15 protein-coding genes and 1 riboswitch are annotated in these 11,637 nt (G+C 69.8%); of the genes, 7 read left to right on the plus strand and 8 right to left on the minus strand.

Annotated elements, in window-relative coordinates:
* Nucleotides 1–170: 170 nt before the first annotated feature.
* From ACN20J_RS08920 to ACN20J_RS08940, 5 genes are all read right to left on the minus strand, one after another.
* The gene (locus tag ACN20J_RS08920) at nt 171–845 is read right to left on the minus strand and encodes an urease accessory protein UreF (protein WP_361992229.1); all 675 of its coding nucleotides are present in this window, start codon (nt 843–845) and stop codon (nt 171–173) included.
* A gap of 87 nt (nt 846–932) precedes the next feature.
* Nucleotides 933–2,654, minus strand: coding sequence for an urease subunit alpha (locus tag ACN20J_RS08925; protein ID WP_419665659.1), 1,722 nt, complete (start codon nt 2,652–2,654; stop codon nt 933–935).
* Nucleotides 2,647–2,958 (minus strand): urease subunit beta, encoded by a 312-nt coding sequence (locus ACN20J_RS08930; RefSeq protein WP_143642976.1) that lies wholly within the window; start codon nt 2,956–2,958, stop codon nt 2,647–2,649. The genes ACN20J_RS08925 and ACN20J_RS08930 overlap by 8 nt, the downstream gene beginning before the upstream one ends.
* A 16-nt stretch (nt 2,959–2,974) precedes the next feature.
* Nucleotides 2,975–3,277, minus strand: a complete 303-nt coding sequence (locus ACN20J_RS08935; protein WP_055614092.1) for an urease subunit gamma — start codon at nt 3,275–3,277, stop codon at nt 2,975–2,977.
* Nucleotides 3,278–3,558: 281 nt separating this feature from the next.
* Nucleotides 3,559–4,191, minus strand: coding sequence for a TetR/AcrR family transcriptional regulator (locus ACN20J_RS08940; protein ID WP_189843831.1), 633 nt, complete (start codon nt 4,189–4,191; stop codon nt 3,559–3,561).
* 147 nt (nt 4,192–4,338) lie between these two features.
* Here ACN20J_RS08940 and ACN20J_RS08945 point away from each other — a divergent pair, with 147 nt between their 5' ends.
* Nucleotides 4,339–5,415, plus strand: a complete 1,077-nt coding sequence (locus tag ACN20J_RS08945) for an ABC transporter permease (protein WP_419665660.1) — start codon at nt 4,339–4,341, stop codon at nt 5,413–5,415.
* Between the two features lie 206 nt (nt 5,416–5,621).
* Here ACN20J_RS08945 and ACN20J_RS08950 read toward each other — a convergent pair whose 3' ends face one another.
* Nucleotides 5,622–5,912: a type II toxin-antitoxin system Phd/YefM family antitoxin gene (locus ACN20J_RS08950; protein ID WP_189843832.1), complete on the minus strand. Its 291-nt coding sequence runs from the start codon at nt 5,910–5,912 to the stop codon at nt 5,622–5,624.
* Nucleotides 5,913–5,981: 69 nt separating this feature from the next.
* Between ACN20J_RS08950 and ACN20J_RS08955 the strand changes: the two genes are divergently transcribed.
* From ACN20J_RS08955 to ACN20J_RS08970, 4 genes are all read left to right on the plus strand, one after another.
* On the plus strand, nt 5,982–6,617 hold the full coding sequence (locus tag ACN20J_RS08955; protein WP_189843833.1) for an ATP-dependent Clp protease proteolytic subunit: 636 nt from the start codon (nt 5,982–5,984) through the stop codon (nt 6,615–6,617).
* Between the two features lie 8 nt (nt 6,618–6,625).
* Nucleotides 6,626–6,934 (plus strand): hypothetical protein, encoded by a 309-nt coding sequence (locus ACN20J_RS08960; RefSeq protein ID WP_189843834.1) that lies wholly within the window; start codon nt 6,626–6,628, stop codon nt 6,932–6,934.
* Between the two features lie 338 nt (nt 6,935–7,272).
* A riboswitch (cyclic di-AMP (ydaO/yuaA leader) is annotated at nt 7,273–7,484 on the plus strand.
* Between the two features lie 3 nt (nt 7,485–7,487).
* The gene (locus tag ACN20J_RS08965; protein WP_143643028.1) at nt 7,488–7,961 is read left to right on the plus strand and encodes a C40 family peptidase; all 474 of its coding nucleotides are present in this window, start codon (nt 7,488–7,490) and stop codon (nt 7,959–7,961) included.
* A gap of 90 nt (nt 7,962–8,051) precedes the next feature.
* A complete protein-coding gene (locus tag ACN20J_RS08970) occupies nt 8,052–8,537 on the plus strand; it encodes a DUF6328 family protein (protein ID WP_189843835.1) in 486 nt (161 codons plus the stop codon).
* Between the two features lie 91 nt (nt 8,538–8,628).
* Here the strand turns inward: ACN20J_RS08970 and ACN20J_RS08975 are convergent, their stop codons facing one another.
* Entirely contained in the window at nt 8,629–9,072 is a 444-nt protein-coding gene (locus tag ACN20J_RS08975) for an ATP-binding protein (RefSeq protein ID WP_189843836.1), read from the minus strand.
* A 263-nt stretch (nt 9,073–9,335) separates the two neighbouring features.
* Here ACN20J_RS08975 and ACN20J_RS08980 point away from each other — a divergent pair, with 263 nt between their 5' ends.
* Together ACN20J_RS08980 and ACN20J_RS08985 are read left to right on the plus strand one after the other, a co-directional pair.
* Complete coding sequence (locus ACN20J_RS08980; protein ID WP_189843837.1) at nt 9,336–10,193, plus strand: helix-turn-helix domain-containing protein; 858 nt, start codon at nt 9,336–9,338, stop codon at nt 10,191–10,193.
* A 9-nt stretch (nt 10,194–10,202) separates the two neighbouring features.
* Nucleotides 10,203–10,427 carry a DUF397 domain-containing protein gene (locus ACN20J_RS08985; protein WP_189843838.1) on the plus strand — a complete coding sequence of 75 codons (225 nt, stop codon included), beginning with the start codon at nt 10,203–10,205 and terminating at the stop codon, nt 10,425–10,427.
* Here ACN20J_RS08985 and ACN20J_RS08990 read toward each other — a convergent pair.
* A complete protein-coding gene (locus ACN20J_RS08990) occupies nt 10,408–11,544 on the minus strand; it encodes an 8-amino-7-oxononanoate synthase (RefSeq protein ID WP_189843839.1) in 1,137 nt (378 codons plus the stop codon). The two genes, ACN20J_RS08985 and ACN20J_RS08990, sit on opposite strands and share 20 nt — an antisense overlap.
* Nucleotides 11,545–11,637 lie beyond the last annotated feature (93 nt).

Raw genomic sequence — 11,637 nt, forward strand, 5'->3', positions numbered from 1 at the left:
CTCTCTGAGCCCGGGCCGGCACATTCAGCCCGTCCGGCGTTTGAGGACGAGGCCGTTCAGGCCGATAGCGGGGGCCTGGGGGCGCAGCCCCCAGAAAGGGACGATGGGGGTCCCCCCGCTCGAGCGAAGCCGAGAGTGGGGGAGGGTAGGGGCGGCGGGGGCGAAAAAACCTACGAGGCAAACAACCGCACGGCCCAAGCAGCATGCACCTCCGCACTGATCTCCAACACCGGCGCGGATCCCGCAGGCAACACCCCGACCCCACACTCCAACGCACCCCGCGCCGCCACACTCGCCTGCCCCGCCACCAGATCAAGCTCGGGAGCCAACCGAGCCAACACCCCGGTCGCATCGAACGGATCAAGACTCAGCAACCGCACGGTCGCACTCGCCGGCCCACTGACACTCTCGTACACAGCGCAGTACGCGGCATCCTCCGCCCCGAGCCCCGCGGCCCGGGCGGCCAGCCCGAGAACGACCGGCTGATGGGCGCCCTTGGGGAACTCCCGCGCCAGCGCGTCGAGTTCGGCGGACGGCCACGTCGCCCGAGCGGCCCGCATCAACTGCCGCCCGAGCTTCCGGGCGGCGACCCGCAGGGCGAGGGACGGCGTACGCGCATCCGCGGCACCGTCCAGTTCCACCGGATCGAGCCCGAGGGCGGCGGCAGCGGCGAGCGAGGCCGACACCAGCCCCGCCGTGTGCAACCGCCCCCGGCAGAACTCCTCCAGACTCCCGGCACCGGTGATCCGCCCGGCCTTGACCGCCGCCTCGGCCCCACCGGAGTGGGCATGCCCCCCGGCGGGAAACCGGCCGTCGGCCAGCACAAGCAACGCAGCACGTGACATGACGAGCCTCAGAACGCAGAGTCGAAGTTGACGTCGAAGTCGAAGTCAGAATCGAAGACGAAGCCAGAAGGCCAAAAGGCCGGAAGGTCAGAACAAGAAATACCGCTGAGCCATGGGCAGTTCGGCAGCCGGCGTGGCCTCCACCAGCTCCCCGTCGATCGTGACGGCGAAGCTGTCGGGATCGACCTGCACCCGTGGCCGCGCGTCGTTCTCCCGCATGTCCGCCTTGGTCACCCCCCGCGTCGACTCGATCGACACGAACCGCTTGCCGAGCCCGAGCCGCTCCGGCAGCCCGTCCTCGATCGCGATCGGTGCGACGAAGTTGAAGGAGTTGGAGGCGGGCGCCCGCCCGATCGCCCCGAACATCGGCCGGGGCAGAATCGGCTGCGGCGTGGGAATGGACGCGTTGGCGTCGCCCATCTGCGCGTACGCGATCTGCCCGCCCTTGACGACGAGATGCGGCTTGACGCCGAAGAACGCGGGCTCCCACAGCACGAGGTCGGCGAGCTTCCCGGTCTCGACGGAGCCGACCTCGCGGGCGAGCCCCTGGGCGAGGGCCGGGTTGATCGTGTACTTGGCGACATATCGACGTACACGACGGTTGTCCGCGCGTCCGTCCCCGGGCAGCGCACCCCGCCGCCGCTTCATGACGTGGGCCGTCTGCCAGGTCCGCATGATGACCTCGCCCACGCGCCCCATGGCCTGCGCGTCGGAGGAGATGATCGAGATCGCGCCGAGGTCGTGGAGGATGTCCTCGGCCCCGATGGTGGTGGGCCGGATCCGGGACTCGGCGAAGGCGAGGTCCTCGGGCACGGCGGCGTTGAGGTGGTGGCAGACCATCAGCATGTCGAGGTGTTCCTCGGCGGTGTTGACGGTGTAGGGCCGGGTCGGGTTGGTCGAGCTGGGCAGCACGTGCCCCTCGGAGACCACGGTCATGATGTCCGGCGCGTGCCCGCCGCCGGCACCCTCCGTGTGGTACGCGTGGATGGTGCGCCCCGCGATCGCGGCGAGCGTGTCGGCCACGAACCCGGCCTCGTTGAGGGTGTCCGTGTGGATGGCGATCTGCGCACCCGTCTGGTCCGCCACCGTGAGCGCCGCGTCGATGACGGCGGGCGTGGAGCCCCAGTCCTCGTGCAGCTTGAGGCCGAGCGCCCCGCCGCGCAGCTGGGAGAGCATCGCCTCCTGCGAGACGGTGTTGCCCTTGCCGAGGAGCCCGAAGTTGAGCGGGTACTCCTCCATCGCCTCCAGCATCCGGGCCAGGTGCCAGGGGCCGGGCGTGACGGTGGTCGCCTTGGAGCCCTCGGCCGGACCGGTGCCGCCGCCGATGAGCGTCGTGACCCCGGAGGCCAGTGCCTCGTCGGCGATCTGCGGACAGATCAGGTGCACATGGGCGTCGATCGCCCCGGCGGTCAGGATCCGCCCGTTGCCCGCGATGATCTCGGTCTCCGGGCCGATCACCAGGTCCGGGTGCACCCCGTCCATGGTGTCCGGGTTGCCCGCCTTGCCGATGCCGGTGATCCGGCCGTCGCGGATGCCGACGTCGGCCTTGATGATCCCCCAGTGGTCGATGATCACCGCACCCGTGATGACGGTGTCCGGGGTGCCGTCTGCGCGCGTAGCACGCGACTGGCCCATCGATTCGCGGATGACCTTGCCACCGCCGAACACGGCCTCGTCACCGGCGCGTCCGGGACCGCCGGAGCGGTCCTCCTCGATCTCGATCAGCAGGTCGGTGTCGGCGAGCCGGATGCGGTCACCGGTGGTGGGGCCGAACAGGTCGGCGTACGCGGCACGGGAGATCTCAGGCATCGAGGGCACCTCCGGTCTCGCCGCGCAGGCCGGGCACGACACGGGCGCCGGTCAGCGGGACGAGTTCGACGTCGACGGGGATCCCGGGCTCGAAGCGCACGGCGGTGCCGGCGGCGACGTTGAGGCGCTTGCCGCGCGCTGCGGCGCGGTCGAAGTCCAGTCCGGGGTTGGCCTCGGCGAAGTGGTAGTGGGAGCCGACCTGGACGGGCCGGTCGGCGGCGTTGAGGACGGTGAGCCGGGTGACCTCAAGGCCTTCGTTGAAGGCGACGGGTCCGTCGGCGAACAGGATCTCTCCGGGAATCATGGCTGCCGCTCCCCCGTCAGACGATCGGGTCGTGGACGGTGACGAGCTTGGTGCCGTCCGGGAAGGTGGCCTCCACCTGGACGTCGTGGATCATCTCGGGGATGCCCTCCATGACGTCCTCACGGGTGAGGATCTTCCGCCCGGAGGCCATGAGTTCGGCGACGGTACGGCCGTCCCGGGCCCCTTCGAGGATGTGCGAGGTGATCAAGGCGACGGCCTCGGGGTGGTTGAGCTTCAGCCCCCGGGCCCGGCGCTTCTCGGCCACATCGGCGGCCACATGGATGAGCAGCCTCTCCTGCTCGTGCGGCGTCAGTTGCACGGCGTCCACCTCACAGTCCTCGCTCCGGACCGTGCGGGGTCCGGCTGCCGCAGCCACCACGAAGGATTCGGATGCAGTACGCGACTGCGGTACGCGGCCGGAATGCGCGACTCTGCGCGTCCCGGGCTGCGAAAACCCCTGGTGACATGGTGGTGCAGGCTAGTTGCGCGGGATTTCAGGGACGTTAACCGCCGCGCGGGGATTCGCACGGGGATCACGGAGAACGAGCCGACCGGCCGACAGGAACGTCGGCCTGCGCCGCGGGCTCGGACCGGTCGCCGTCAGCGCGGCGACTCCATACTCATCAACCCCCGCAGACCGTCCTGGATCACCTCGACGGGCGCCGAGCCGAAGAGCGCCTGCTGGGCGGCGAACCCCTGAGCGGTGGCGATCATGGTCCTGGCGACATGGTCGGCGGGGATGTCCGCGCGCATCACCCCGGCCTCCTGATAGCCCTCGACGACCTTCACCCAGGCCGCGCGCACGGTGACGAAGCCCGTACGCAGCACCTGTGACAGCTCGCTGTCACGGAGCGTCTCCGTCCAGACCTGGATCATCAGCCGGGGGAACGACGCCTCCCCGTCCCATGTCAGCCCGTGCTTCACCTCACCCCCGAGGCCGAGCACCTGGGTCATGACACGACCCACGAGGACGTCGGGCGGTGGGGGCGGAGTCTGCCGGGCGGCCTCCTCGAAGGCCTCGCGAATACCTCCGAGAACCTCGGTGACGATGGCCGCGATCAGCTCGTCCTTGCCGCTGAAGTAGCGGTAGACCGCGCCCGCCGAGAGGTCCACCTCCTTCAGTACGTCCTGCATCGACGCGGCATGGAACCCGTTGCGGGCGAAGCAGCGGGCCGCGCCGTCGAGGATCTGGCGGCGGCGGGCGTCGAGGTGTGCCTGGGATACACGAGCCATGACCGAAACATAAAACGAACATTCCTTCTTGACAAGTCGCGGCACTCGCAGGACAGTGACGGAGCAAGCAAAACGAACGATCCTTCTTTTTAGCGGGAACCGCTCACTCGGCCGCTCCCCCACACCCACACACCAAGGGAAGAGATCATGTCCGCCACATCCGCTACGCACACCGGGACCGCGTCACCACGCTCACCGCAGTCGTCACAGCCGTCACAGTCGCCGCAGCAGCCGACCTCGTCGTCGCACGGCCGCCATGTCGTCGCCGTCGTCGTACTGGTGCCCGTGCTGGTGGCCCTGGCCCTGTGGGCGTTCGCCTGGCCCGCGGCCCGAACCGCGCCGCGCGATCTGCCGCTCGGCGTGGCGGGCCCCGCGACAGCGGTCACCCAGGTCCAGAAGCAGCTCGAAGAACACGAGGGCGCCTTCGAGATCCACCGCTACGCCGACGAGGCCGCCGCCCGGGACGCCATCGAGGACCGGACCGTATACGGCGCGGTCGTCGTCACCGAGCAGGGGCCGAAGCTGCTGACCGCCTCGGCCGCGAGCCCGTTCGTGGCCCAGCTGCTCCAGCAGTCGGTCACCCAGCAGGCAGGCGGCGCACAGGTGCGTACCGTCGACGTCGTACCGGCAGCGAAGGACGACCCTCGCGGCTCGGCCCTGACGTCGAGCGTGCTGCCGCTGACGCTGGCGGGCATCGCCGCGGGAGCCGTCGTGACCCTGCTCGGGCTGCGCGGGCGGCGCGCGATCGCCGCCCTGGTCGGCGCGTCGGCGCTCGTCGGCCTGGTGGCGGCCACTCTCGCCGGCAGCTGGCTCGGCGCCCTGACGGGGAACTGGTGGGCCCAGGCGGGCGCCCTGGGCCTGGCCACACTGGCGGTCGGCGCCGCCGTCGCGGGCCTCGCGGCCCTGCTGGGCCCTGCTGGCATCGGACTGGGCGGGCTCCTCGTGATGCTGCTCGGCAACCCGTTCTCCGGCGCCGCCACGGCACCCGAGATGCTGCCGGACCCGGTCGGGACGATCGGCCAGTGGCTGCCGCCGGGCGCCGGCGTCTCCCTGCTCCGCTCGATCTCGTTCTTCGACGGAGCCGCCGCATCCGGCCCGGCCCTCACCCTGGCCTGGTGGGCCGCTCTGGGACTCGGCGCGATCCTCCTCGGCAGCGCACTCAAGGGCCGCAAGGAAGCCAAGGGACCGACCCTCACCGAACACGAGCCCGCCCCGGCGAACTGACCCCACAAAGCCGACCGTGCACCCCTGAAGTAGCGGACAGGGGTGCACGGTCTTACGCATTCAAGGGGTACGAGACGTCGCGCGCCGACCTGCTCAACCCTGCGAACCCCGCCCACCCCGTCTTACTCAGGGGCGCGGGGAACTGCGCAATCCCCCCACCCATCCGCACCCGGCAGAGATCCGCAACCACCCACCCCCAACCCGGCCTAGGGCGCCCCGGGCCCTCGATGCTCCGCAGCAATCCCGAACCGCTGCCGTTCGCGCGGAGCGGAACCCACCTCCCGAACACTCGACACCGCACTGATCACCGGCGACTCCACCCCCGCCTCGATCGCCGCGTCGAGTTTCTCGAGTCGCTCCAGGTCAGCCGCGGACACGAGAGCGACGAGCGGCTTCCCGTGCCGCGTCACGACGACGCGCTCCCCGCCGTACACCACCCGGTTGATCAGGTCGGCGAGCTCAGCCCTGGCTTGCGTCACCGGAATCTCGTAGGCCATGCTCCCCATCATAACGTCATGTACGTCCTGTACATTTTTTACAGGACCTCTCCCGGAGGAGCGTGTGTCATGACCCGACCGTCCGCCCGCTATGTCCTGCCCGAGTTCACCGAACGCACCAGTTCGGGAAGCCGGACCATGGACCCGTACTCGAAGCTGCTGGAGGAGCGGATCGTGTTCCTCGGGACGCCGATCGACGACGTATCGGCGAACGACGTGATGGCGCAGTTCATGCACCTCGAGTACCAGGCGCCCGACAGGGACATCTCGCTCTACATCAATTCACCCGGCGGCTCGTTCAGCGCGATGACGGCCGTCTACGACACGATGCAGTTCGTCAGCTGCGAGGTGGAGACCATCTGCCTGGGGCAGGCGGCGTCGGCCGCGGCGGTGCTGCTCGCGGCCGGCACACCGGGCAAGCGGTACGCGCTGCCGGGCGCCCGCGTGCTGATCCACCAGCCGTCGTTCTCCGAGCCCGTCCAGGGACAGGCGTCCGACCTGGCCATTCAGGCCGACGAGTTGATGCGTACCCGTGGGCAGTTGGAGGAGATGCTCGCCCTGCACACGAGCCAGAGCCGAGAGCGGATCGGTGCCGACATCGAGCGGGACAAGATCCTGGACGCGCGGGCGGCGCTGGAGTACGGACTGATCGACCGGATCGTCGCAAGCCGGAAGTCCACCCAGAGCGCACCCGGCGCGAGGTGAGCGGCCCGATGCTCCCACCCGAGTTGCCGCCGCTGCCGGCCCTGACCCGCGCCGAGGCCGAGCTGATCGACCGTTACCTTGAAGTGGTGGACCTGCTCGGCCGGATCAACCCGGCCCATTCCGGGGACACCTACCGGGGGCTGCGCGCCGCCCAGGCCCTGGTCGGCAAGGCTGCCGCGCTGCGTGACGCGCTGGCCCTGATGCATCAGCGCGGGGAGCACGAGGTGCACGCGCCGACCCTGGCGCGGGCGCTGCGCGTCCTCGACGGTGAGCGCCGAGCGGGCCGGATCGCGCTACCGCCGCGCTCCGACAGCTGACGTACCGCCACGGACCCGGCGTCACGCAGGCATCTGACGAGACGTCCGGGTCAGGGTTCAAACGGCCCGAAAGGCGTACCACCGAACAGCGTAGCCAGAGCTGCTTTTACAGGCCCGTGGGAACTGCGCAACACGCGTAGTCTCCGTACGGAATTAGACGTTCCGGTGCTGGTACGAGGGTCGTCGACCCCCTGGACGCCCTCCCGTTGGAATGGCTGTCCACCCGAACGGGTGAGTGGTGAGTAAGCCCACAAATCGCCGATTCCGCTCGGCTTTTGGGACATCCGTGCGTCAAGATCCCTTCCGACGACAAGCCCCCGCCACAAGCGGCGGGGCGATCCGGGCGGACGCCGAGTCCTGCCGCCGCACGGATGACCGGTCGACAGAAGTGGATCGGCAGGAGTGGAGGACCCAAGCACGACGGGTCGCCGGAACGGTCACGCCATGACCGGGCCGAGCAGCCCTTGGGGTGAAGCCGCGTCAGCGGCCGGGCAACTTCGCCAGCCCGAATCCGACAGGTCATCCTTCACAGGCGGCTGACGAAGGGTTGCGCATGACTGCGCTCAATCGTGTCCCGTCGCTGTTCAGCAGGGCCGGTACCGCATCGGCTCTCACCATCGCCGCTGTAGGCGGTGGCATAGTGGCCCCCGGATTCACCTCCGGCGCGGAAGCGGCCACACCCGCGACGAAGGCACTCCAGGTAGCGGCCTCCAAGAAGGGCTCCCCGTACAAGTACGGAGCCGTGGGGCCCAAGCGCTTCGACTGCTCCGGCCTCACGCTCTACTCGTTCAAGAAGGCGGGCAAGTCCCTGCCGCGTACGGCCGCCGCGCAGTACAACAAGACGAACCATGTCTCCGCTTCGAACCGCAAGCAGGGGGACCTGGTCTTCTTCCACTCGGGCCGGAACGTCTACCACGTCGGCATCTACGCCGGGAAGGGACGGATCTGGCACTCCCCGAAGACCGGGGAAGTGGTGAAGCTCCAGAAGATCTGGACGAAGAGCGTCTGGTACGGCCGGGTCAGGTGACCCGCCCGGGAGGGGGCCGCGGTGATCGCCGCGGCCCTCTCTCGTGGCCCGGAGCGTGATTTTCGCGGCTGAGTGGTTACTCCTTCACCCATGGGCGAACCGCATCACCACGAGGAACGCGACGAGACCCGGCTCGAGCGCGCCGACCGCAACTTCAACGAACTGCTCCAGGAACTGCGGGTCACGCAGACCGGGGTGCAGATCCTCTTCGCCTTCCTGCTCACCCTCGCGTTCACCGCGCGCTTCCCCTCCCTGGACTCGTTCCAGCGGGCCACGTACGTCGTCACGCTGCTGCTGTCCGTACTGGCCGCCGCCCTCTTCACCGCCCCGGCCGCGCTGCATCGCCGGCTTTTCCAGCAGGGCGCCAAGCCGCAGGTCGTGAACGCCTCCTCGCATCTGGCCCAGATCGGGCTCGGCGTGCTCGCGCTCGCCCTCTCCGGTTCGGTCATGCTCGTCGTGGACGTGGCGACGGGCCGGGCGGGCGGCATCGCGGCCGGCGCGACCACCCTGGTCGTCTGCGCGGGGCTCTGGGCGCTCCTCCCCCACCTGATGCAGGGTTCCGCCGACAAGGACTAGCGGGCCCCTTCACGCCGCCAACGGTGCCGGGACGAGCCCGACGCCGAGCAGGACGAGCGCGGCAGCGACCTCGATGGCCCGGGCACGGCGCTCAGTCCGCTCTCACAGGCTGCACCGGCGCCGTCCAGGGCAGCATGATCGAGACCGTCTTGCCGCCCTCTCTGGTGGGCCGGACCGTCAGCTTGCCGCCGCACTCGACCGTCAGCCAGCGGACGATCACCATGCCGCGGCCGTTGTCCTGCTGGACGGCGGCGGGCAAACGTTTCGGGAAGCGCGGGTGACTGTCGGTCACGCCGATACGCAGTTGTTCGTCGCGGTCGAGTTCGATGTCCACCGTGAAGGTGGGCGACTGCCCGAACGTGTGCTGTACGGCGTTGGTGGCGAGCTCCGAGACGATGAGCCGGACCGTGTCGGCCGCCTCCGTGTCGGATGGAAGTCCCCATTCGGCCAGCACGTTCATGACATAGGTGCGGGCGGCGTAGACCGAGGCGGGATCGCTCGGCAGAGTGACGGATGCTTCCTGGTGGTCTGCCATGGCGAGGTCGTCCCTTTCCCACGGGACCGGAGTCCGACACGAAGCGGATGACTTCGAGTACGGTCCCGGACTGGTGCTTGCGCCAGAGTGCCACTACCTCGGCGTTCACGGTGCCGATCCACCGAGATATGCATATATCTGTCGCTCGAAGCGGTGAACTCTGCGACGGCCGACCGTATTTGGGCGGGGGGCCGGTTTGTCCTCTACGGTCGGCGTGACGCCGGACGATATAGCGCCGGCGCGACGGTCGGAAGGAGACGGCCATGCAGTACGGTCCCGCTGTGCGCCGCCGGAAACTCGGCGCCGAACTGCGTACCCTGCGTGCCCGTGCGGGCCTCAAGAGCGGCGAGGCGGCCCGGCTCGTGGGCTGGCACCAGTCGAAGGTGAGCCGGATCGAGACCGGCCGCAGCGGGGTGAAGCCGACGGACGTGGAGCTGCTCCTCGACGCCTACGAGGTCCGGGACGCGGAGCTGCGCGAGTTGCTCGTGGTGCTGGCGGGCTCCGACGACAACGGCCGCCACCACTGGTGGCACGCCTACCGGGGTCTTCTGCCGTCCACCTACAGCGACTTCATCAGCCTGGAGTCGCAGGCCAGCGTGATGCGCACGCTGGAGAACTCCGTCGTGCCGGGGCTTCTGCAGACACCGGAGTACGCGCGTGAAGTGACCCTGGCGGCCGTGGACGGGGCGCCGGACGACAAGGTCGACGCGCTGGTGGAGGTGCGTCTCGCCCGCCAGCACGTGCTGCGTTCGAATCCACCGCTCCAACTGAGTGCGGTTCTCGACGAGGCGGCCCTACGACGGACGGTCGGCGGACCGGCGGTCATGGCACGGCAGTTGGAGCACCTCGCAGAGGCCGCGCAACTCCCTCACGTGCGGATTCAGGTGCTGCCGTTCGGAGTTGGAGCTCATGTCGGCGTCACCGGGCCCTTTGTTATTTTTTCGTTTCCGAGCAGATCTGATCTGGATGTGGTTGTTCTAGACCACTTGACGAGTAGCCTCTATCTCGAACGGAAAGAAGACCTTCAGGCCTACAGCGAGGCCTTCGACTCCCTTCAGGTCCACGCCCTTTCGCCCGAGGAAACGTTGGATTTCATCGCCGGTGTAGCTCACGGCGCATAAGGAGGCACCATGCCCGCCCTGCCTCGGCCCCTACCTTCGAGCACCCGTCTGCACGGTGTGCGGTGGCAGCGCAGCAGCCGCAGCACGGGAATGAACAACTGCGTCGAGACGGCCCGTCCGGCCTCCGGACCGTGGGCCGGACTGCTCGCGGTGCGCGACTCGAAGAACACGTCGGGACCCGCCCTGCTCTTCGCCCCCGCCGCCTGGGAGGGTTTTATCGCCGCGCTTCGATGATCAGGCGTACGGCACGGTCGAGTTGCCCGTCGGTGAGGTCCGCGCGGGCGGTGAGCCGCAGCCGTGAGATGCCGTCGGGCACCGACGGGGGACGGAAGCAGCCGACGGCGAGACCGGCCTCGCGGCAGTCCGCGGCCCAGCGCACGGCCCGCTCCGGGGAGGGTGCCCGCACGGAGACGACGGCGGCGTCCGGTCGTACGGCTTCGAGGCCCTCGGCCGTCAGCCGTTCGTGCAGGGTGGTCGCCACGGCACGCGCGCGCGTGGCCCGTTCCGGTTCCCTGCGCAGCAGCCGCAGGGCCGCGAGGGCCGCACCCGCCGCCGCGGGGGCCAGACCGGTGTCGAAGATGAAGGTACGGGCCGCGTTGACCAGATGGTCGATGACGTGGGCCGGTCCGAGGACGGCGCCGCCCTGGCTGCCGAGCGACTTCGACAGCGTGACGGTGGTGACCACGTCCGGCGCGCCCGCGAGACCCACCGCGTGCGGAGCGCCGCGACCGCCTTCGCCGAGTACGCCGAGACCGTGCGCGTCGTCCACGAGCAGGGCGGCGCCGTACTCCCGGCAGGCGGCGGCGAGTCCGCTGAGCGGGGCCGCGTCGCCGTCGACCGAGAAGACCGTGTCGGAGACGACGACGGCCACTCCGGCGTGCGTGCCCAGCGCCTTGCGCACGGCGTCGGGGTCGGCGTGCGCGACGACCTGGGTGGTGCCGCGCGCGAGACGGCAGCCGTCGATCAGCGAGGCGTGGTTGCCCGCGTCGGAGACGACGAGGGAGCCGTGCGGGGCCAGCGCGGTGACGGCGGCGAGGTTGGCCGCGTACCCCGACGAGAAGACCAGCGCGGACTCGAACCCGCAGAATTCGGCCAGCTCGCGTTCGAGTTCCGCGTGCAGCTCCGTCGAGCCGCTGACGAGCCGGGAGCCGGTCGCTCCGGCGCCCCAGGTCCGCGCGGCGCTCGCGGCCGCCTCGGTGACCTCGGGATGCCTCGCCAGGCCCAGATAGTCGTTGCCCGCGAGATCGAGGAGCGGGGAGTCGGCGGGGCGGGGGCGCAGGGTGCGGACGAGTCCGGCCCGGTGGCGCGCCCGCGCCTGCTCGTCGATCCACTCGAAAGGCGATCCCGACATATGTCCTCCGGGCCATGAGGTGAGGGTGTTCCATGGGGCGCCAACACATGACATTTCGCCTGGGCCGTCCCCACCTGCCTTTTGTAGGCAACG

Origin of the sequence: Streptomyces sp. 2-1, from assembly GCF_048564895.1 — a bacterium.
Lineage (GTDB): Bacteria > Actinomycetota > Actinomycetes > Streptomycetales > Streptomycetaceae > Streptomyces > Streptomyces phaeochromogenes.

Excerpts from the sequence above, each read along its gene's own strand:
- ACN20J_RS08920 (WP_361992229.1), bottom strand. The coding sequence starts at position 845 with ATGTCACGTGCTGCGTTGCTTGTGCTGGCCGACGGCCGGTTTCCCGCC.
- ACN20J_RS08925 (WP_419665659.1), bottom strand. The coding sequence starts at position 2,654 with ATGCCTGAGATCTCCCGTGCCGCGTACGCCGACCTGTTCGGCCCCACC.
- ACN20J_RS08930 (WP_143642976.1), bottom strand. The coding sequence starts at position 2,958 with ATGATTCCCGGAGAGATCCTGTTCGCCGACGGACCCGTCGCCTTCAAC.
- ACN20J_RS08940 (WP_189843831.1), bottom strand. The coding sequence starts at position 4,191 with ATGGCTCGTGTATCCCAGGCACACCTCGACGCCCGCCGCCGCCAGATC.
- ACN20J_RS08945 (WP_419665660.1), top strand. The coding sequence starts at position 4,339 with ATGTCCGCCACATCCGCTACGCACACCGGGACCGCGTCACCACGCTCA.
- ACN20J_RS08950 (WP_189843832.1), bottom strand. The coding sequence starts at position 5,912 with ATGGCCTACGAGATTCCGGTGACGCAAGCCAGGGCTGAGCTCGCCGAC.
- ACN20J_RS08955 (WP_189843833.1), top strand. The coding sequence starts at position 5,982 with ATGACCCGACCGTCCGCCCGCTATGTCCTGCCCGAGTTCACCGAACGC.
- ACN20J_RS08960 (WP_189843834.1), top strand. The coding sequence starts at position 6,626 with ATGCTCCCACCCGAGTTGCCGCCGCTGCCGGCCCTGACCCGCGCCGAG.
- ACN20J_RS08965 (WP_143643028.1), top strand. The coding sequence starts at position 7,488 with ATGACTGCGCTCAATCGTGTCCCGTCGCTGTTCAGCAGGGCCGGTACC.
- ACN20J_RS08970 (WP_189843835.1), top strand. The coding sequence starts at position 8,052 with ATGGGCGAACCGCATCACCACGAGGAACGCGACGAGACCCGGCTCGAG.
- ACN20J_RS08975 (WP_189843836.1), bottom strand. The coding sequence starts at position 9,072 with ATGGCAGACCACCAGGAAGCATCCGTCACTCTGCCGAGCGATCCCGCC.
- ACN20J_RS08980 (WP_189843837.1), top strand. The coding sequence starts at position 9,336 with ATGCAGTACGGTCCCGCTGTGCGCCGCCGGAAACTCGGCGCCGAACTG.
- ACN20J_RS08985 (WP_189843838.1), top strand. The coding sequence starts at position 10,203 with ATGCCCGCCCTGCCTCGGCCCCTACCTTCGAGCACCCGTCTGCACGGT.
- ACN20J_RS08990 (WP_189843839.1), bottom strand. The coding sequence starts at position 11,544 with ATGTCGGGATCGCCTTTCGAGTGGATCGACGAGCAGGCGCGGGCGCGC.